The 20,372-nt window shown below is 64.6% G+C and carries 17 protein-coding genes; 10 read left to right on the forward strand and 7 right to left on the reverse strand.

The window, feature by feature from the left end; genetic code table 11:
- Positions 1-83: 83 nt before the first annotated feature.
- Positions 84-836: a spermidine synthase gene (locus tag ACU4IU_RS16780; RefSeq protein ID WP_446657375.1), complete on the reverse strand. Its 753-nt coding sequence runs from the start codon at positions 834-836 to the stop codon at positions 84-86.
- A 295-nt stretch (positions 837-1,131) separates the two neighbouring features.
- Here ACU4IU_RS16780 and ACU4IU_RS16785 point away from each other — a divergent pair, with 295 nt between their 5' ends.
- The gene (locus tag ACU4IU_RS16785; RefSeq protein WP_446657376.1) at positions 1,132-2,304 is read left to right on the forward strand and encodes a DUF4192 family protein; all 1,173 of its coding nucleotides are present in this window, start codon (positions 1,132-1,134) and stop codon (positions 2,302-2,304) included.
- Positions 2,305-2,627: 323 nt separating this feature from the next.
- Positions 2,628-4,058 carry an RNA polymerase sigma factor gene (locus tag ACU4IU_RS16790; protein WP_248284068.1) on the forward strand — a complete coding sequence of 477 codons (1,431 nt, stop codon included), beginning with the start codon at positions 2,628-2,630 and terminating at the stop codon, positions 4,056-4,058.
- Positions 4,059-4,142: 84 nt separating this feature from the next.
- Here the strand turns inward: ACU4IU_RS16790 and ACU4IU_RS16795 are convergent, their stop codons facing one another.
- Entirely contained in the window at positions 4,143-4,991 is an 849-nt protein-coding gene (locus ACU4IU_RS16795; protein ID WP_446657377.1) for an N-acetylmuramoyl-L-alanine amidase, read from the reverse strand.
- Positions 4,992-5,117: 126 nt separating this feature from the next.
- Between ACU4IU_RS16795 and ACU4IU_RS16800 the strand changes: the two genes are divergently transcribed.
- The gene (locus ACU4IU_RS16800; RefSeq protein ID WP_446657378.1) at positions 5,118-7,229 is read left to right on the forward strand and encodes a DNA gyrase/topoisomerase IV subunit B; all 2,112 of its coding nucleotides are present in this window, start codon (positions 5,118-5,120) and stop codon (positions 7,227-7,229) included.
- A gap of 75 nt (positions 7,230-7,304) precedes the next feature.
- On the opposite strand, the gene ACU4IU_RS16805 is transcribed toward ACU4IU_RS16800, so the two are convergent.
- Both ACU4IU_RS16805 and ACU4IU_RS16810 read right to left on the reverse strand, forming a co-directional pair.
- Positions 7,305-8,198: a M56 family metallopeptidase gene (locus ACU4IU_RS16805; RefSeq protein ID WP_139908233.1), complete on the reverse strand. Its 894-nt coding sequence runs from the start codon at positions 8,196-8,198 to the stop codon at positions 7,305-7,307.
- Between the two features lie 18 nt (positions 8,199-8,216).
- Positions 8,217-8,579: a BlaI/MecI/CopY family transcriptional regulator gene (locus tag ACU4IU_RS16810; protein ID WP_092013109.1), complete on the reverse strand. Its 363-nt coding sequence runs from the start codon at positions 8,577-8,579 to the stop codon at positions 8,217-8,219.
- 242 nt (positions 8,580-8,821) lie between these two features.
- Between ACU4IU_RS16810 and ACU4IU_RS16815 the strand changes: the two genes are divergently transcribed.
- The 3 genes from ACU4IU_RS16815 to cydC are packed head-to-tail and all read left to right on the forward strand — an operon-like array spanning position 8,822 to position 14,946.
- Positions 8,822-10,393 (forward strand): cytochrome ubiquinol oxidase subunit I, encoded by a 1,572-nt coding sequence (locus ACU4IU_RS16815; RefSeq protein WP_172169970.1) that lies wholly within the window; start codon positions 8,822-8,824, stop codon positions 10,391-10,393.
- A 12-nt stretch (positions 10,394-10,405) separates the two neighbouring features.
- The gene (gene cydB, locus ACU4IU_RS16820; RefSeq protein ID WP_376907203.1) at positions 10,406-11,428 is read left to right on the forward strand and encodes a cytochrome d ubiquinol oxidase subunit II; all 1,023 of its coding nucleotides are present in this window, start codon (positions 10,406-10,408) and stop codon (positions 11,426-11,428) included.
- A complete protein-coding gene (gene cydC / locus ACU4IU_RS16825; protein ID WP_376907202.1) occupies positions 11,425-14,946 on the forward strand; it encodes a thiol reductant ABC exporter subunit CydC in 3,522 nt (1,173 codons plus the stop codon). The genes cydB and cydC overlap by 4 nt, the downstream gene beginning before the upstream one ends.
- A gap of 2 nt (positions 14,947-14,948) precedes the next feature.
- On the opposite strand, the gene sepH is transcribed toward cydC, so the two are convergent.
- The gene (gene sepH / locus ACU4IU_RS16830) at positions 14,949-16,070 is read right to left on the reverse strand and encodes a septation protein SepH (protein ID WP_139908230.1); all 1,122 of its coding nucleotides are present in this window, start codon (positions 16,068-16,070) and stop codon (positions 14,949-14,951) included.
- A 328-nt stretch (positions 16,071-16,398) separates the two neighbouring features.
- On the opposite strand from sepH, the gene ACU4IU_RS16835 reads away from it, so the two are divergent.
- The gene (locus ACU4IU_RS16835) at positions 16,399-17,511 is read left to right on the forward strand and encodes a ferrochelatase (protein WP_376907200.1); all 1,113 of its coding nucleotides are present in this window, start codon (positions 16,399-16,401) and stop codon (positions 17,509-17,511) included.
- A 66-nt stretch (positions 17,512-17,577) separates the two neighbouring features.
- Here ACU4IU_RS16835 and ACU4IU_RS16840 read toward each other — a convergent pair whose 3' ends face one another.
- Positions 17,578-17,805 (reverse strand): hypothetical protein, encoded by a 228-nt coding sequence (locus ACU4IU_RS16840; RefSeq protein WP_139469789.1) that lies wholly within the window; start codon positions 17,803-17,805, stop codon positions 17,578-17,580.
- Positions 17,806-18,092: 287 nt separating this feature from the next.
- On the opposite strand from ACU4IU_RS16840, the gene ACU4IU_RS16845 reads away from it, so the two are divergent.
- Positions 18,093-18,392, forward strand: coding sequence for a DUF4193 domain-containing protein (locus tag ACU4IU_RS16845; protein ID WP_135541258.1), 300 nt, complete (start codon positions 18,093-18,095; stop codon positions 18,390-18,392).
- A 132-nt stretch (positions 18,393-18,524) separates the two neighbouring features.
- Here ACU4IU_RS16845 and ACU4IU_RS16850 read toward each other — a convergent pair whose 3' ends face one another.
- The gene (locus ACU4IU_RS16850) at positions 18,525-18,980 is read right to left on the reverse strand and encodes a DUF3093 domain-containing protein (RefSeq protein WP_139469790.1); all 456 of its coding nucleotides are present in this window, start codon (positions 18,978-18,980) and stop codon (positions 18,525-18,527) included.
- A 64-nt stretch (positions 18,981-19,044) separates the two neighbouring features.
- Here ACU4IU_RS16850 and dut point away from each other — a divergent pair, with 64 nt between their 5' ends.
- Together dut and ACU4IU_RS16860 are read left to right on the forward strand one after the other, a co-directional pair.
- Positions 19,045-19,518 carry a dUTP diphosphatase gene (gene dut / locus ACU4IU_RS16855; protein WP_229664113.1) on the forward strand — a complete coding sequence of 158 codons (474 nt, stop codon included), beginning with the start codon at positions 19,045-19,047 and terminating at the stop codon, positions 19,516-19,518.
- Between the two features lie 6 nt (positions 19,519-19,524).
- A complete protein-coding gene (locus tag ACU4IU_RS16860; protein ID WP_376905932.1) occupies positions 19,525-20,370 on the forward strand; it encodes a DUF3710 domain-containing protein in 846 nt (281 codons plus the stop codon).
- Positions 20,371-20,372 lie beyond the last annotated feature (2 nt).

The raw sequence follows: 20,372 nt of genomic DNA on the forward strand, positions 1-20,372 counted from the left end.
AGCTGGGTCGGAAAGTGCAGGAGCGTGGAACCCGAGAGGCGGCCGGTGCCGACGTGAAGGTCAGAGTCCCGATCTCGTGAAGATCAGAGGCCCAACCTGGAGCGCAGTTCTGCTCCCGCCAGGAAGGTCGCTGAGGAGGCGGCGGTGCGCAGACTGCGGTCGAGCCCGCCCGTGTCGAGGGGAGTATTGGAGGCGAGGACGACGACGTTTCCGCGTCGACGTCCCTTGAGGATCGCCGGTTCCGTGGCTGCGGCAAGATGGGCGAAGTGGTCGCCGAGGCTGCGGAGTTCGGACCGGAGGACGCGGTGATCGCCTGAGTCAGGCACATTGGCGACATAGATGCCGGAGCCCTTGACCGCCTCGGCGCAGGAGGCGAAGAACTCCGAAGTCTGCAGAGAGGCAGGAACCGAGTCGTGGTCGAAGGCGTCGCGGACGAGGACGTCGAGGGTCTCGGGCCGGAACTTGGCGATCTCCACCGCTCCGTCGCCGGCGCGCAGCGCCAGGGCGGGGGAGCGGGGCAGGTCGAACCAGTCGCGAGCGAAGTCGAGCAGCTTGGCATCGATGTCGATCGCCGTCTGCTTCGATCCCGGTCGTGCCGAGTTCAGCGCCCGGGCCAGAGCACAGCCGGCGGCACCGATGTGTGCGGCCCGCAGCGTCCGGTCAGGGAAGTGAACGTCGATGATGCGTCGCATCCAGTCCAGGTACTCGAAGTCCAGTCGCTGCGGATCGCTGAGCGTGATCGACGAAGAAGGGACCCCATTGACGTGGAGCACATAGGAATCGGCCTCACCGTCGAGCTTCTCCAGCCGGGCTTCACCCGTCGAGATGTCGACCACTTGAGAACCAGGAGCTGTGTATATCCGTCGCTTCGCCACCCCTCACTTGTATGCCAGTAAGGCGTGTGAGGCAATTCGGCCCGGATTCTCGTGGGGATGACGGATGCGACTCGCCCACCAGAGCGCTGTGGACCCGTGCGGTCCATCCACAGGCGCAGACCAGGATCTGGAGGAACGGATGAGGGATCGGTTGAAGTGGGTACCCAGACAGGCAGCCCATCCCAGGCATGGGCCTCGCCTCAGGCACAGGAACCGCTCCGCATCAGCCGGTTCCACACTGATCAAGGAGGACGCAGTGAAGACACCGGCCCGCACACCCGAGGACATCATCGGGATCATCCCCCATACTCTCGGGTACACCCCGCGTCGCAGCCTCGTCGCTGTCATTGTCGGCACCGAGCTCAACGGGTCCCAGACCAGTTCGACCACGATGCGCATCGACTTCGACCGGGAGAGCGCGGCGAAGACGCTGTCCCAAGGCGGCGGCTGGTACGCCGACCTCGTCATGCGCGCCGGTACGGTCACCGGGGTCTTCCTCGTTCTCTATGATGATGACTATCAGCCAGTCAGCGCTTTCGGCGCCGGTGCAGACGCCGAATACGCGGAGGTCCACCGTGGTCTCATCCGAGCAGCGATCGACGAACTGGCCATCACCTTCGCCTCCAGAAGCGTCGACACCCTCAGCGCATGGTGGGTCAACCAAGAGCACTTCGGACGCATCGACGAGGACGGCTATGACTGCACACCGCTGATCGAGGCAACCACCTCGGCGTGTGCCACGGAACTCGTCGCCGGCGGATCCAACCCAGTCAACGATCCGGAGGACCTCGTCATCGCCCCGATGCCCGCCGAAGCCTTCGCCGACAGTCGTCGCGGACATGCCGAGGAGTGGATGGGCACGGACGAGGCCTTCGCGATCCTCGCCGAGGTATACCCGCGCCTGGACGCCATGCGGTGCGAGGAGGACGCGATCGACGAGGCGCGCATCCACGACCTCATGGACCTGCCGACCGTGATGGCGCTCGATACCCTGCTCGTCGAGAAATGGTCGCGCGACGCACTCGAGATGATCCTCAGCTTCGACCACCCAGACTTCCCACCCTCCCTGGTCAAGGGACTAGACGGTGACGAACTCATCGTGATGAGCCGCCGTGTGGTCTCTCAAGCACGGGCGGCTCAACAGCTCGTCGGGCTCTCAGCGCGTGCACCCAGGCCACGCGACATCATGCTCACCATCGCCTTCCTCAAGGACTACCTGCAATCCGGCCACCCGCGGGCCAGAGCCAACACCTATGCCGTCATCGCCTGGTTCGAATGGTCTCTGGGCGGATCGACGATGGCGCTGAACTATGCCCGTGCCGCCCTCGGGCTCGAAGCCGAGCACGGGCTGGCCGAGCTCATCGTCAGCGCAGTCGATATGGGGTGCCTGCCCCGCTGGCTGACGGAGACTCAGCGTACGACCATCTGATCGGGCCGCCGTGTACGGCGCGGACGGTCGGCCTCCCCGATGCGGACGGTCGGTCGCCTCGGCGAGATCAACGCGAGGGGGAGGCGAGGGGAACAGATTCGCAGGTCACATTGTTGTCGGGGACAGGCCGGACGGATCGTCCCGGAGTCTTCGACGGCCGATTCGCAAAGCGGGGAATAACGTGAGAAAATTAAGCGTTGACCCAGTCATTGCATGATGGGCGAACTCTGCGTTCGCCCCGGACCGCACGCGGACCACTTGACTTGGGTCTTAGTACTGTCCGAATGCATGGGGAAGTTTCAACGCTCGCGAAAGGTGAACACGTGCCCAGAGTCGACAAGGAATCCACAACGGTGACGGAGAAGTCGGAGGGAACGGCCGGCACGACCTCGACCGGTGGATCCAAGACCACTGCGGCGTCGAAGTCCACTGCGAAGAAGACGACCGCTGCCGGAGCCAAGAAGACAGCGACCGCGAAGTCGGCGACTGCGAAGTCGACTGCCGCAAAGACCGAGACGGCTGCGTCGAAGAAGACGACTGCTGCGAAGAAGACAGCCGCCGCGAAGTCGACGGCTGCTCCGGCGAAGACCACGACGAAGGCCACCGCCGCCAAGGAAGCCAAGAAGGCGACCAAGGCGAAGAAGGCCGACGACGATATCGACACCACCGAGGAAGTCGAACCGGCCGCGGACGCTCTGGCCACGGAGGAGAGCCCCGCCGAGGCGACCGAGACGAAGAACTCGGAAGAGAAGGAGAAGAACGCCGCCGTGGCCGAGGCCGGTGGCTTCATCGTCTCCGACGCCGACGAAGAGGACGCGCCCGCTCAGCAGGTCGTCTCCGCCGGTGCGACCGCAGACCCGGTCAAGGACTACCTCAAGCAGATCGGCAAGGTGGCCCTGCTCAACGCCGCCGAAGAGGTCGATCTCGCCAAGCGCATCGAAGCCGGAATGTACGCCGAGCATCTGCTCGACGGCGGAGAGGTGACCGACCCGCGCGAAACGATGGACTACAAGTGGATCATCCACGACGGTCGCATCGCGAAGAACCACCTGTTGGAAGCCAACCTCCGACTCGTCGTGTCCCTGGCCAAGCGCTACACCGGCCGCGGAATGCTGTTCCTCGACCTCATCCAGGAAGGCAACCTCGGCCTCATCCGCGCCGTCGAGAAGTTCGACTACACGAAGGGCTTCAAGTTCTCAACCTACGCCACGTGGTGGATCCGCCAGGCCATCACCCGCGCGATGGCCGACCAGGCTCGAACGATCCGCATCCCGGTGCACATGGTCGAGGTCATCAACAAGCTCGCCCGCGTGCAGCGCCAGATGCTGCAGGACCTCGGTCGCGAACCGACCCCGGAAGAGCTCGCGAAGGAACTCGACATGACACCCGAGCGTGTCGTCGAGGTCCAGAAGTACGGTCGCGAGCCCATCTCGCTGCACACCCCGCTCGGTGAAGACGGCGACTCGGAGTTCGGCGACCTCATCGAGGACTCCGAGGCAGTTGTGCCCTCGGACTCGGTGAGCTTCACCCTCCTCCAGGAGCAGCTGCACTCCGTGCTCGACACGCTCTCGGAACGTGAAGCGGGAGTGGTGTCCATGCGTTTCGGACTCAACGACGGTCAGCCGAAGACCCTCGACGAGATCGGCAAGGTCTACGGCGTCACCCGTGAGCGCATCCGCCAGATCGAGTCGAAGACGATGGCCAAGCTGCGTCACCCGTCCCGCTCGCAGGTGCTGCGCGACTACCTCGACTGAGTCTGAACTCGGCCGGTGCACGAGCCGGATCAGTCAGATGCGAACGCCCCTGGGATCGTCCCAGGGGCGTTCGGCATTCACGGGTCAGAACCAGTCGACGATGCCGTCGAACAGGGCGTCGGCGTATTTCCTCTGCCCGGATTTCGACTCCATGAGCTCTGCCTCCGACGGGTTGCGCATCTCTCCGCATTCGACGATGACGGCGGGAACCGATGCGTTGTTCAACCCGGCCAGATCCGGGCGACGGCTGATCGCATCCTTTCCATAGGCCCTGTTCGGGGTGAACTCCTCGCCCATCGAACTCCCCACGGACTTCGCCAGTTCCCCGGAGGCCTTCTCGGTCTTCTCGTCCTCACCGGGATCGGCGACGATGATGTGGAAGCCCTTCACCGAACTCGACTCACTGCCGTTGGCATGGATGCTCACCAGCACGTCCGCGTCGTCGGCGAACTGTCCGCGCTCGTCCACGCACGGTCCGACTCCTGCGTTGTCCTTCCGGCTGAGCACGACCTCGGCTCCGGCGTCGGTCAGCGACTTCTGCAGCTTCTTCGCCACGGCCCAGGTGAAATCGGCTTCCGGATAGTCGGAATTCGTCGAGGTGCCCGTGGTGTTGCAGGCCTTCGTTCCGCCGCGTCCGTCCGGAACCTGCCGGTTGATCCTCTCCGGATGGTCCGCATTTCCGCCGTTGTGTCCCGGATCGATCGCGATGACCTTCCCTTTGAGATCCGCCTCTTCCTCCTTCGCCGAGGCGGTGCCCGACTTCGCGTCGTCGCCTCCGTCCGCACCGTTGCCGGCAGTCGGAGACACGTCGGTTGTCTCGGCCGCCTGACTCGTTCGTTCGGGGGCACCTGCGTCCTGGGAGCAGGCCGCCAGTCCGGGCAGGCTGAGAGCGGCGGTGAGAAGGAGACTTGGGACGAGGAGGCGATGCGGCATGACTCCATTGTTTCAGCAAAGGCGTGCCCATGGTCGGGGTCGACCGGATGCATTCCCGACACGAGCCCGAGGGAATAGGGTCCTGAGCGCGCAGCGATTAGAATTTAATCGAACGAGAGGAATTGTGTGGAAGACGAAAGCTACGGCGCCAGGCACCTGTCCGTCCTGTCCGGTCTTGAGGCGGTTCGCAAGCGACCCGGCATGTACATCGGCACGACCGATTCCCGTGGACTCATGCACTGTCTGTGGGAGGTCATCGACAACTCCGTCGACGAGGCGCTCGGAGGACACGGTTCAGAGATCCTCATCGAACTCGCCGCTGACGGATCGGTGGCCGTCACCGACAAGGGCCGCGGCATCCCCGTCGACATCGAACCGAAGACCGGGCTGACCGGCGTCGAAGTCGTCATGACCAAGCTCCATGCCGGCGGAAAGTTCGGCGGCTCCTCCTACGCTGCTTCGGGCGGACTGCACGGAGTCGGCGCCTCGGTCGTCAACGCCCTGTCCGCTCGCCTCGACGTCGAGGTCACCCGCGGATCGAAGGTGCACAAGATGTCCTTCCGCCGAGGCGTTCCCGGACGCTTCGACGACTCCTCCGGCACAGCGAGCCCCGACAACCCCTTCGAGGCCTTCCAGGAGCCGACCGGTCTCGACATCGTCGGCAAGGCCAAACGCGGCGCCACCGGCACTCGGGTCCAGTACTGGGCCGATCCGCAGATCTTCCTGTCCAAGGCTCAGTTCGACTACCCGCATCTGGTCGAACGCGCCCGTCAGACCGCATTCCTCGTGCCCGGTCTCGAGCTGCGCATCGTCGATCGTCGCGGTGCCGCCCGTGACGAGACCGGCGCCGTCATCGAGGAGCGCGAAGAGGTCTTCAAGTTCGACGGCGGAATCACCGAATTCGTCGATCACCTCTCCATCGACCCGCCGATCACCGACACCTGGCGATTGCAGAACACCGGCACCTTCAAGGAGACCGTCCCGGTCCTCAATTCCTCGGGTCACCTCGAGTCCAAGGAAGTCGAACGCGAGGTCGGCGTCGATATCGCTCTGCGCTGGGGGACCGGCTACGACACGAAGCTGAAGTCCTTCGTCAACGTCGTCGCCACTCCACAGGGCGGCACACACCTCGCCGGGTTCGAACAGGCCTGCCTGAAGGCGATGCGCAAGGCCGTCGACGCCAACGCACGCAAGCTCAAGGTCGGCAAGGACAAGCTCGAGAAGGACGATGTGCTCGCCGGCATCACCGCCGTCGTCACCGTGCAGCTGGCCGAACCCCAGTTCGAAGGGCAGACCAAGGAGGTCCTCGGCACCGCGGCAGTGCGACAGATCGTGGCGAAGACCGTGGAGTCTCAGCTCGGCGAGGTGCTTGCCTCGACCAAGCGTGCTGAGAAGCAGCAGGCCGCCGTGCTCATGGAGAAAGTCGTGGCCGAGATGAAGTCACGCATCTCCGCCCGCACCCACAAGGAGAACCAGCGACGGAAGACCGCGCTGGAAGCCTCTTCGCTGCCGGCGAAGCTCTACGACTGCCGTGACAACGGGGTGGAGAACACGGAGCTGTTCATCGTCGAGGGAGACTCGGCGATGGGTACGGCGAAGGCCGCTCGCAATTCCGACCATCAGGCGCTGTTCCCCATCCGCGGGAAGATCCTCAACGTGCAGAAGGCGACTCTGGCCGACATGCTCGCCAATGTCGAATGCTCAGCGCTCATCCAGGTCATCGGCGCCGGCTCCGGGCGCAGCTTCGATATCGACGCTGCACGGTACGGCCGAGTCATCATCATGACAGACGCCGACGTCGACGGAGCGCATATCCGCACTCTCCTGCTGACTCTGTTCTTCCGGTACATGAAGCCGCTGGTCGAGGCCGGTCGCGTCTTCGCGGCCGTGCCTCCGCTGCACCGAGTCGAGGTCGTGACGAAGCGCGGAACGCCCAACGACATCGTCTACACCTACACCGAAGCCGAGCTCCACGCACTGCTGAAGAAGCTCGAGAAGCAGAAGAAGACCTACAAGGAGCCGATCCAGCGGTACAAGGGCCTCGGCGAGATGGATGCCGATCAGCTGGCCGAGACGACCATGGACCCGAGCATGCGCACCCTGCGTCGAGTGACGATGGCGGATGCCGAGATGGCGGAGAACACCTTCGAGCTCCTCATGGGATCATCGGTCGGGCCGCGCAAGGAATTCATCGTCTCCGGCGCTGCCGTCCTCGATGCCGAACGCATCGACAGCTGACCTCGACTGCTGAGTCAGCACCAATGCTGAGTCGGCACCGACAGATCTGAGCCCGGACCGAGAATCGGTCCGGGCTCAGATGCCGAATGAGGACGGTGTGACGATGAGCAGGGTCGGCAGGAGCAGCAGCAGAACGGCCAATCCGATCGACATCAGCCGCACGGGGATCCGCGCCGGATCCAGGGGATGCGACAGGCGCTGGATACGCTGCGCGGACAGATCACTGCGGTGATCGGGGCTGATCGCGGCGGCCGATCTCACCGCCTGAGCCAGGATCTGCGGATCGACATGGTCGCGGGCCTGATCATCGGCCATGAGCTCGATGAGCCGATTCACCGAGTTCAACCCGATCGCCGTGGCCGAGAAGTACGGCAGGGCCCTATGCCAGGCGGCGAAGGGGATGACGAGCACATCGTGCCGGAAATCCAGATGCGCCCGCTCATGGGCGATGACGGCGGTGCGCTCATCCTCGTCGAGGGCCTTGAGCAGACCGGTCGACAGGACGGCAGTGCCCTTCCGGGGCCCCTTGGGCAGGCAGTAGGCGACGGCCTCATCGGTGGTGATGATGCGCGTGTCGGGATAGGCGATCGACGGTTCGCTGAGCAGATGCAGGATCTCGTCGTGGCGCAGGCGAGTCTGCCGAGCCGAATAGAGGGTCAGGATCAGGCAGCCGAGCAGCCGACCGATGAGGAGCACGGCGATGACGAGGAAGATCCAGGCTAAGAGTGAGAGCTGAGTGTGGTCCTTGCCCCGGATGAGGTCGAAGAGTCCCTGCGGGAGACTCGTGGTCCCCGGGGCGACCGCGAAGGCGAGCGCAGCGCCGATGAGGGAGAGTCCTCCGGAGAGTCCGACAGCCTGCCAGAGGACGACCTCTGAGATCGGGTCACCGCGGAAACGCGCGAGGGCCGCAGGAATAGGCCATGCCAGCAGAAAAGCCAGCACGGCCAGAACGATTCCCACGATGGTCATTGAGGTGACCGGCCTGAGTCAGGACTGCGTCGAGTGATTGCGCCCGAGCAGATTGCGCAGCGCCTTGGTGTCGGCCTCCGAGACGGTACCGAGGAAGCGAGCGAGGACAGCCTGACGATCCGGTGCCTGAGACAGCATCTCGGTCATCAGCTCCGCAACGTGATCCTCACGTGTCGATACCGCGACGTAGCGATGCGGACGGATGCTGCGATCGCGAGTGACAAAGCCCTTCTTCTCGAGTCGAGACAGGACAGTATGGACCGTTGTCAGCGCGAGCTCGCGATCCGAGAGGACTTCGCGGAGTTCAGCGGCACTCAACCCGTCGTCGTGGACCCAGATGGCGTCCATGACGCTGCGTTCGAGTTCACCCAGTGTTCCCACAGTTCTTTCGCCCTCAATTTCTTTGTCGGTCTGATCGCTCCAGTATATCTCTACAGCCTGTCGAATTCCACATAGGCGCGTGTGTATCGGCAGAGGGGCGGCCCTGGTCAGGGAGCTTGCCCGAGAGCATACTTGGAATCGGGAGTCTTGAATGATGAAACCACCCGGGCAGCATTTTTACGGACTGTAGAATTCTACGTGACGTAGAAACATTGCTCGCGTGAAACCTGAATGGAGCACCCATGGAGCTGGACCCGGTCCTCATCGGACGGTGGCAATTCGGAATCACAACGGTCTACCACTTCTGGATGGTGCCGTTGACCCTGGGCCTCGGCATGCTCGTGGCGGTCCTGCAGACCATCTACCATCGCACCGGCAACGAGGTGTACCTGCGGAGCACGAAGTTCTTCGGCAAGCTCTTCCTCATCAACTTCATCATGGGCGTGGCCACCGGCCTGGTCCAGGAATTCCAGTTCGGCATGGCGTGGAGCGAATACTCCCGCTTCGTCGGCGACGTCTTCGGCGCGCCCCTTGCGTTGGAGGCCCTGCTGGCGTTCTTCCTCGAATCGACCTTCCTCGGCCTGTGGATCTTCGGTTGGGGCCGACTGCCGCGGGCGGTTCACCTCGGCTCGCTGTGGCTGGCCGTCATCGGCACATGGATCTCGGCCTACTTCATCATCGTCGCGAACTCCTGGATGCAGCATCCCGTCGGCGTCGAAATGGTCGACGGCCGGCCCGTGATGACCGACGTCTGGGCGGTCCTCGGCAACAACACCGCCATCGCCGCCTTCACGCATACGATCTTCGGCGCCCTGGCAGTAGGCGGATCCTTCCTCCTCGGCATCTCCTGGTACCACCTCTACCACCGGCGCAAGGCCGGAATCGACACCGTCGGTGCCGACGGCAAGGTCATCGTGGGCTCTTCGAAGGAGCTTCCAGGACGGGACAAGACGGATCATGCGGTGTGGATCAAATCCCTGCGCATCGGCGCGATCGTCGGCGTCCTCGCCTTCGCCGGCGTCTCGATCACCGGTGACGTCCAAGCCAAACTGATGTTCGACCAGCAGCCCATGAAGATGGCCTCCGCCGAGGCGGCCTGCCACGACGGCACCCAATTCTCCGTCCTCACGATCGCCGATCCGTCGTCGAACGACTGCGACGGAGTGCAGAACATCTTCGAGATCCCCGGTCTGCTGTCCTTCCTGGCCAACGGCGACTTCGACACCCCGGTCCACGGTGTGACGACGCTGCTGCCTGAATACCAGGAGCGCTACGGCACGCATATCCCCGACGACCCGCGGTACGGCGACCATGCCGGCGAACCCATCGACTACCAGCCGATCATGATCGTCACCTACTGGGGCTTCCGCATGATGATCGGCTTCGGCGCCCTGGCCGCCGGTGTCTGCGTCATCGGACTGTGGCTGGCCCGCAAGGGCACGGTGCCCGAGTCGAAATGGCTCAGCCGCGGATTCGTCCTGGCCATCACGGCACCGTTCCTCGCGAATTCGGCAGGATGGATCTTCACCGAAATGGGACGCCAGCCCTTCGTCGTCGCACCGAACCCGGCTCAGCTCGACGGAGTGTACATGTACACCCAGGCGGCGCTGTCACCCGAGGTGACACCGGCGATGCTGCTGTTCTCACTGATCAGTCTCACCTCCGTCTACGGAATTCTGATGGTCGTCGAACTGCGGCTGATCACGAAATACGTCAAGGGGGGAGTCGCCTCGGCGATGCCCGAACTCGACCAGACGAATACGAAACCCACGATCACCGACAACGGCGACGACGTCCTGTCGTTCGCGTACTGAGGGAAGGTCACGATGGAAATCCTCGCCACAATCTGGTTCGTCCTCATCGTCGTGCTCTGGATGGGATACCTGTTCCTCGACGGCTTCGACCTCGGCGTGGGCATGATGATGCCCTTCCTCAGCCGCAGCGAACGCAGCAAGCGCGTTCTGCTCAACTCGATCGGTCCGGTCTGGGAAGGCAACGAGGTCTGGCTGATCACCGCGGCCGGAGCGATGTTCGCCGCCTTCCCACACTGGTACGCTTCACTGTTCTCCGCGCTCTACATTCCACTGACCATCTGCCTGCTCGCGCTGATCTTCCGCGCCGTGGCCATCGAATACCGCGGCAAAGGGCACTCGGAGAGGTGGAAGACCTTCTGGACCTGGGCTCTGGCCGTGGGATCGGCCGGAACAGCCTTCTGCATCGGTGCGATGCTCGCACTGACGACCATCGGGCTGCCGCTCAATGATCATGGCGACATGATCGGCGGTGCCTTCGCCTGGATGTCGTGGCCGGCTCTCGCCGGCGGACTCGGCGGGCTCGGCTTCTCTCTGGCCCACGGGCTCATCTTCCTCGGTCTCAAGACTCAGGGCGAGGTCCGGGCGCGGTCGCGGCGCTGGGCCGGTCGGATCATGCTGCCGGCCGCGATTCCGTTCCTCATCTGGTTCGCCTCCTCGATCACCCAGCGGACCTGGCTCATCGTGCCGGTGCTCGTTGCGATCGTCGCTCTCATCTTCGCGTTCGTCGCGGTCCGCGCCGGTGCCGAGAAGCGCGCCTTCATCCTGCACGGGATCTATCTCATCGCCGGTCTGACCGCCGTCTTCGCCGGTGTCTTCCCGAACGTCCTGCCCTCGACGCTCGACCCGGCGAACTCGCTGACGATCGCTGCGGCATCCTCGTCGGACTACACCTTGAACGTCATGCTCATCGTGACGATCGTGATCCTGCCGATCATCATCGCCTACCAGATCTTCAGCTACCGGATGTTCCTCGGCCGCATCGCCGAGACCCACATCCCCGAAGCTCACAAGCTGCCGGTGGCGATCCGATCGTGAGCTCACCCCTGTCGATCCTGCTCGAGCTGCCCACCGGTCGGCGGGGGTTGGCACTGTCGGTGCTCTCCGCCCTGTGCCGGTCGGTGGGAATCGTCCTCATCGCCGAAGCCCTGGTGAGAGCCATCATCGGCCACAGCGCGCCCGGGCTGTGGGTGGTCCTCGGCGCCCTCGGCGCGCTGCTGCGCGGCGGCGGACTCTGGCTCGACCGCAGTCTGGGCACCAGCCTGGCAGCCGTTTCGAAACAGGGTCTGCGGCGCTCGATCCTCTCCGGTCTGCTGCGCGGACGGGGACGCCCGCGGACGAATGCGGCGGTCACGGTCACCCGCGGAATCGACGATCTCGATGACTACTTCACCACGGTGGTGCCGGCCCTGACCGCGGCCGCGGTGGTGCCCATCGTGCTGCTGGTGCGCATCGTCTTCAGCGATGTCCTCTCGGCGGTCATCATCGCGGTGTGCCTGCCGTTGGTGCCGATGTTCATGGTGCTCATCGGCCGCTACACGGCAGAGTCGACCTCGGAGACCATGGCGGCTCTGGAGCGGCTGTCGGATCACCTGGCCGAACTCGCCGAGGGGCTGCCCGTCCTCATCGGCCTCGGCCGTTCTCGCGATCACGCGCGCCGGCTGCGGGAACTGGGGGAGCGCTACCATCAGGCGAACCTCACGACGCTGCGCATCGCGTTCCTCTCCAGTCTGGCACTCGAGCTCATCGCCACGATCTCGGTGGCGCTCGTGGCCGTGGTCATCGGTCTGCGCCTGGTCAATGGGACGATGGAGCTGGGCGATGGCCTGTTGGTCCTGCTCATCGCGCCCGAATGCTTCATCCCTCTGCGGGAGCTCGGGGCCGGCTATCATGCGAGCGAGAACGGACGCGAAGCTCGTGAGAGGGCCCGGTCGCTGCTGTCGGAGACACGGTCGGCAGATGCGGAGACGCCGTCGGCGGCGGGGGCACGCGCGCTCGATGCCATCGGCTGGCCGGGGGACCAGTGGGTTCGCTATGCCGACGGCACACACATCACGTGGTCGGGCGACATCGACACCCGGCCGGGAGTGACGACGATCAGCGGCCGGTCCGGAACCGGCAAGTCGACCGTGCTCGGTGCGCTGGTCGGCAGTCTGCCTGCCGACGCGCACACCACCGCCGATCCGATGAGCGCGGCCTACGTGCCGCAGGCTCCACGCATGTTCGCCGAGACCATCGGCGCCGAACTGGCACTCTTCGGACTCGACGACGACCAAGCTCGGACGGCCCTCTCCGCCGCCGAACTGCCCACCGATCTGCGTGTGCAGACGGCGGCGCTGAGCCCCGGCCAACAGCGTCGGCTGGCCCTCGTGCGAGTGCGGCACCGCCTCGGTGACGGGGCCGAGCTGCTCGTCCTCGACGAACCGACCGCCCACCTCGACGCCGACAATGCCGCCATCGTCATCGACATGATCGCCGAGGCGGCCGCAACGCACCGCGTGATCCTCGCCAGCCATGACGAACAGGTTCGCGCGCTGGCCGACACAGAGATCCGCCCGGAGAAGACGCACTTTGAAGCGGCAGAGAACGGTGCACCAGCGGAATCAAAGTCGACCGTGATCGCGGATCAGGCCCGAACCGACGCCGCCGAGGTTCCTGCAACACAGGCGCGGACTGACGTTCCCTCTCCGGCGGAACGGACGGGTTCGGGCAACGAGCCCGGGCCTCGGTCCGACGTCGAGCGGCACCCGGACATCTCGTCGCAGCACTCCGGAGGCGAGTCCTGGACAGCTGCACTGCGACGTCGCTGGTCGATTCTGGGCTCGAGCCTGCCGCTGTTCACCCCGACCATGCTGGTGGCCGCGCTCACCGCCTGCGCGTCCAGCCTCGCGGCCATCGCCCTGACCGCCGTCTCCGCGTGGCTCATCGTCGAAGCTTCGTACCAGCCGCCGATCATGCTGCTCATGGTCGCCATCGTCGGTGTGCGATTCTTCGGGCTCAGCCGCTCCGTGCTGCTCTACGCCAGTCGGCTGAGACTCCACTCGGCGATCTTCGCCGCGCTCACGAAACTGCGCACACGGCTGTGGGAGCACTTCGAGCGTGTCGGCATGAGTGATCGGCGGCTGCTGACCTCGGATTCGGCGCTGCGCGCCATGGTCGCCGACGCCGACGACGTCCGCGACCTGGTGCCCCGGACTCTGTTCCCGCCTTTCGTCTCCACCATGGTCGTCATCGGCGTGAGCATCACCGCAGCACTTCTCGACGTAAGGTCACTGGTCTGGTTCATCCTGGTGGGCGCCGTCAACCTCGTCATCGTCCCGATTCTCGTCATCCGGGCAGAGAGCCGGTTGGCGTACGGAATCAGGGAGGACCGCAACCGGATCCTGTCCGTGCTCACTCGCGCTCTGTACGCAAAGGACGACCTGCGCACGAACCGGGTCGACTCTGCGGTCCTCGGCCTGTTGGCCGACTTGGAGGCCGACCTCGAGAAGAAGCAGAAGGCCTCTGCCCGCAACTTCGGGCTCGCCCAACTGTGGCTGCAGCTGAGCACGTTCACCACCGCAGTCATCCTGGCGGTGTCCACGGATGCTCCGACCGAGATCGTCGCGGTGCTCTCCCTCATGGCCTTGGGCCTGGGCGAAGTGTTCGCTTCGGCACTCGAAGCGTTCCGCCAGCTGCCCGCCCTGGGGTCGGCACTGGACTGTCTGCCCAATGCGGACAGTGCGGCGGACCGCGACGCCGAGGACTCGGGACTCGACGTCGACGTGCAGGCTCCTGCTGCCGGAACGACGGCCGGCGAGAGCGACGACTCGTCGTGCCGCTCTGGCCCGGTCGAGCTCGTCGGCGTCGACGCCCTCGAATTCGATGAGATCACCGTCGGATGGGACGATCAGGCTATCGTCGCAGGACTGGACCTGAGAGCTCAACGCGGCAGTTGGACCGTGCTGTGCGGTGACAGCGGAACCGGTAAGACGACGAGCCTGAGCGTGCTCCTGCGGTTCCTCGACCCCTGGTCCGGCAGCTACCGTGCCCGTGACCGGAGCGGGACCGACCACGATATGCTCACCTGCTCACCCGAAGACCTCGTCGGCCGAATCGCCTGGTGCCCTCAGGAGGCACACGTCTTCCGCTCCACAGTGCGCGGCAATCTCGCACTCGCCGGGCGGTCGGTCCCCGGGGACGACGAGATGATCTCCGTGCTGAGAGCGGCAGGACTGAGCGACTGGGCCGACTCTGCGGGGCTCGACCGGTGGGTCGGCGACCACGGAGCGGAGATCTCCGGCGGTCAGCGACAGCGTTTGTCAGTGGCCAGAACCCTGCTGACCGGAGCCGATGTGATCGTCCTCGACGAACCGACGGCGCACTTGGACGATGAGACGGCTCGGCTGCTCATCGACGATCTCCGCGGGAGCCTGGGCGACCGCACGGTCGTCATGGTCACCCATGACAGGAGACTGATCGCGGACGGCGATGAGGTCGTCGACCTCGGCACAGTCGAACCGGGTGCAGCGGGCCTCGGCACACGCGACCCCGAGGGCGAACACTCGAGAGTCTGAGGTCAGTCCCGTTTCGACCCGAACATGATCTCGTCCCAGCTCGGGATCGAGGCACGCGAGTTCTTCTTCGACTTCGGCTTCGTATCCTTCGCCGAGGCCGAGTCCTTGAACTGATCGTCGTGATCGCTCACTCCGGGCTCATTGAGCAGGGAGAGCTGATTCTCGTCGTCGAAGACGCCGACCTTCTCGGTCGGCTCCTGCGGTTCCTCAGCCGAGGCAGCCGCATCTTCGAAGGCGAAGACTTCGTCATCGGTGGCGGCTTCGGGCTGGCCCGGAGCGGTGTGCGCTCCCTGCGGGTGAGTCTCGGGGTCCTCGGTGACCGCGCGCAGACGGGTCCGCGGCTCTTCCTCGGCGTGGCGGCGCTTGCGCAGATTCTCCAGAATCCGGCCGGTTTCGGCCTGATGATCGCGGGCCTGCTGCGACGGCGCCGAACCGGCGGTGGGCCGGACCGGTCCGTCGGCGGCGATCGACGCGGACGACTGATCGGTCGCCGGGAGGACATCGACCTCCTCGGTGTTCCTCTGTCGTTCGGCCCCGCTGCCGTAGTTCGGGATCGGTCCGGTGTCGGTGGGACCGGAATCGGCGAGCCACTTCGCCTCATCGTCGATCGGGGTCAGCGAACGGCGGTAGTAATGCCAGCTGGCGGTGCGGACACGATCAGCGGCGGTGAAGCTGAGTTGGATGTACCAGTTGCCGTCCTGCTGCTTCCAGGAATCCCACTCCATCGTCTCGATATCGACGTCGCGCATCGCCAGGCGTTCCTGACACAGCTCGATGAGCGGAGTCGGTTCACCGTTGGGATCATGATCGGAATAGATGGGATGGCGGCTGGCGAGGTAGGCGGTGCGTTCGCGTTCGGCCATCGCCGGACCTTCGTAAGTGCGCACGTATTCGATGTCGGCACCGGTGGCGGCCACGACCTCCTCGGCGTCCATGCCGCCGCGGATCATGGCCTGGATCTCTTTCGGGCGCACGGGAGTCTCGGACTTGGGGTGGGAGCGGTCCCTGCGGACCGCGGCGAAGAGAGCCTCATCGAGGACGACTCGGTACTGAAGCCCGTTCTCGTCGTTCAACAGCAGATGTGTGCCGTCTGCGTTGACTCCGTTCAAGATCAGTTCACGCATTGCCTTAAGCTCCTTTGTCGCGTCTCAGAAGCATCGTGTCACGTTCGGCGCGTCGTACCGGGCAGATTTCCGCGCGAGTCGCGAAATCACGGGGCAGATCGGGAGCCGGCGGGGTGATTCTGTGAGACCGGCCACGCACGTGCGAGAAATGTGCGAAAGGGGAACCTGCGCGTCGGCTCCGACAGCGTCGCCACCACGCCGCCGGCGTCGCCACGACACCGGCGAGGGCGGGCGTCGGACCCTCCGGTCGGCGTCTGCACCGTGAGTGGGCGCGGCTCACTGTGCGGACAGCGGGCCGAGCGGCTCTACAGTCTGTAAAATCGGGAAGGTGAATACGACTGCACCCATCGACGCCCTGATCCTCATGTCATTCGGAGGACCGGAGGCCCCAGAAGAAGTGGTTCCATTCCTGCGCAACGTCACCGCCGGCCGCGGGATTCCCGAGGAACGGCTCGAGGAGGTGGGGGAGCACTATTTCGGTTTCGGAGGCAAGTCTCCGATCAACGATCAGAACAAGGCGCTGCTGGCCGCGCTGCGCGACGAACTCGATCGCCGCGGAATCGAGACCCCGCTGATCTGGGGCAACCGCAACTGGGATCCTTATCTCACCGACGAGGTGCGCAAGCTGGCACAGGACGGTGCCACGCAGTTCCTCTCGATCGACACCTCCGCGTATTCCTCCTACTCGTCGTGCCGGCAGTACCGTGAGGACTTCGCGAAGACGATCGACACGCTCAAGGACGAGGGTCTCACCGTCTCGATCGACAAGATCCGTCAGTTCTACAACCATCCCGGCTACGCCGACGCCTGCGCCGACTGCCTGGCCGACGGCCTCGCCGATTTCCGGTCGAAGGTCGGGCAGATCGATTCGACCAAGCACCGGATCCTCTTCGTCACCCACTCGATCCCGAACGTCATGCAGGACGCCTCAGAGGTGACCACCAACGGATACCGGGCCCAGCACGAAGAACTCATCGACCACCTCATGGGGCGCATCGATGAGGCCGATCGTGTTCCGTCCGAACTCGTCTACTGCTCACGTTCCGGCTCACCTGAGGTGCCCTGGCTCGAACCCGATGTCAACGACCGGATGACCGAACTTGCCGAGGAGGGGGTGACCGGTGTCGTGCTCGTGCCCATCGGTTTCATCTCCGACCATATGGAGGTCGCTTTCGACCTCGACACCGAAGCGAAGGAGACTGCTGAGGAGCTCGGTCTCGACTTCACCCGGGTCGACACCGTCGGCACTCATGACGCCTTCGTCAGGGGACTCGTCGACCTCGTCGAGGAGCGCGTGGCTCAGCTGCGCGGGGAAGACGTCGACGTTCCGGCTCTGCCCGGGACGAAGGCTCTGGTGCCTGGCAGCGGAGCCTGCAGCATCGACTGCTGCCGCGGCCGCATCGAACGTGCAACCTATCCGAACTGGGCCATGGCGAACTGAGTCCTGAAGACGAATGAACCCTCCCTCACCGAATCGGTGAGGGAGGGTTCATTGCTGTGTGTTCTCTCAGTAGTCGTCGGGACTCGGGATGACCGGCAGGGCTCCCGTCTCGGCCTGGATCACCTCGGCGATGGGACCGGTGTCGACATCGTTGCGTCCGGCCAATTCCATCAGGTTCTGCAGGTCGTCGATGAGATTTTCGACGAGGAAGTCGTCACCGGCGGAACGGGCCTCGTGAATGCGATGACGGACATCATCGATTCGTGTGTCGAGCTGATCAGCGAATTCACTCATTGTGGATCCGTCCTTCCTCGGGCCGCCTCCACAGGGGACGAGCCCGGTATTCGACCGACAGAGCGTGCTGTCGGTGCTGTCCATCACAAGCATTCTTGCAGAGCATTTCGTGAACTCTATGTGTGCTCCGTCCATGCGGACAAGCTGGTGACGAGAATCACCGCATCAGGTGCTCATTCCATCTTGCCAACGGCAAGCATACAGTGCACAATGCTGGGGACACATCTCGGAAGAGGAGAAGATGCTCCTCTTCGGCACCCCCTCCGGACAGAGAGCGATGAGGCCATATGGCAACAGACTACGACGCACCTCGCAAGCAAGACGATGAGATCAAAAGCGATTCGATCGAGCAGCTCAAGGCCCAGCGTTCCCAGGCTCAGGCGAGCAAGATCGACGAAGACGAGACTGCAGTAGCCGAAGGCTTCGAACTTCCCGGTGCGGACCTGTCGAACGAAGAGCTCTCCGTTCGGGTCCTGCCGAAGCAGAACGATGAGTTCACCTGCATGGAGTGCTTCCTGGTCCGCCATCGTTCTCAGCTTGCGACCGAAGAAGGCGGTGTCCCCATCTGCACAGACTGTGCAGGCTGAATCGCTTCTCTTCGCGAAAACCCGAAAACGGACCGCACCCTCAAAAGGGTCGCGGTCCGTTCTTCTCCCCTTACTACCTGACGGCGGCCCAGCAACCTCGCGCGAGGTTGCTGGGCCGCCGTCAGGTAGTAATCAGGGGGTGAGGGCGGCGGCTAGTTTGTGGGGGTGACGGCTCGAGACGAGCCAGTACGGGGTCGGATCCGTCTCATCGTCGAGATCGATGCGGACGACGGATTTCACCCACGGGCGGATCTTGAGGAAGGCGCGGGCGTCGAGATCGACACCGCGGGCCTGCCGGGCCTCCTCGCCGTCGAAGGCGACCGCACCCGGAACGAACGTGCGGTCGATATGAGCTTCGCCGACGAACAGCTGCCGTTCGGTGACGATGATCGTCAGCGTCAGCGAATTCAGCCACCAGGCGAAGAGGACGAAGCTGACGACGGGAAGGATGATGGTGCCGAGCTGCCAGACGGGCATGACCATGAGTGCCGTGGACAGAGCGGCCACCACGACGAGGATCCACATGCCGACCGAGGGGCGGACCTTCTCCTGATAGACCACGTGGGTTCCGGATTGAGTTGTTGCCATGCGGCCATTGTCCCATAGCGAGAAGTTTGGCCACGCTCAGGCTGGAGCGTTAGAGTGCATCTTTGTGACGGAAACCGTGAAGATCAACCTCCAGCTCCTCGACGCGGGCATGAGCGCGCCCGGCTACGCGCATGCGAGCGACGCCGGTGCAGACCTGCATTCGGCGATCGACTTCGTGCTCGAACCGTTCGAGCGCCGTGTCGTTCCGACCGGAATCGCGATCGCCCTGCCAGAGGGCTATGCGGCCTTCGTGCATCCGCGTTCGGGCCTGTCGAGCAAGCACGGAGTCACGGTCGTCAATGCGCCGGGCACCATCGACGCCGGCTATCGCGGCGAGATCAAGGTGCCGCTGATCAACCTCGACGCGAAGACCCCGCTGCGCGTCGTGCGCGGCGACCGCATCGCCCAACTCGTGATCCAGAGGATCGCTCACGCCGACTTCGACATCGTCGAATCCCTCGAAGACAGCGCCCGCGGCGCCGGGGGATTCGGATCCACCGGCGGAATCGTCGCCGGCCTCAGCGAAAAGGAGAAGTGAGGACTTATGGGACTGTTCTCCCGGTTCAAGAAATCCACACCGACCGATGACGACGTCCGCGCCGACGACGAACTCACCGACGACGATGAGCTTGACGCTCAGGACACCGACACCGAGGCGGCCGATCGTGCAGACGACGCCGATGACGACGAGGCAGAGTCCGCCGTAGAGGCGGCCGAGTCCGATGACGATGTCGACGAGGAAGAAGCGCGGCTGGAGAAGTCCGCGCCCTTCGACCGGTCCGAGAAGGGCCCCTTCGACATCTCCGAGGAGTACCCGGAGCATGACCGCCTCGACCTCGGCGCGCTCAAGGTGCCCGTCGTCGACGGCATGCAGGTGCGCCTGGACACGGACGACGATTCTCAGCGCGTGCTGGCCGTCACCCTCATCCACGACGGTGGAGGCATCCAGCTGCAGGCGTTCGCGACACCACGCTCCGAGGGCCTGTGGAACACGGTGCGCGGTCAGCTCGCCGAATCCGTGACCAAACAGGGTGGGGAATCGACCGAGCTGCACACCTCTCTCGGCAAGGAGCTGGCCATCGAGGTTCCGGCGAAGACGGAATCCGGTCGCCCCGGCAAACGCGCCATGCGCTTCGCCGGCATCGACGGACCACGCTGGTTCGTCCGCGCCGTGTTCTCCGGCAAGGCCGTGACCGATGACGAGGTGCGTGCCGAACTCTCCGCACTCTTCCGCGGAGTCGTCGTCGATCGTGGTGAGGAGGCGATGGCTCCGCGCGAGCTCATCGCACTGACCGCACCGCAGGTCGACCAGGACGAGGCGGAGGAGAAGAAGGACGAGGACGAACTCAACCCCTTCGAACGCGGCCCCGAGATCACAGAGGTCCGCTGAGC

Source organism: Brevibacterium sp. CSND-B09 (assembly GCF_052906525.1).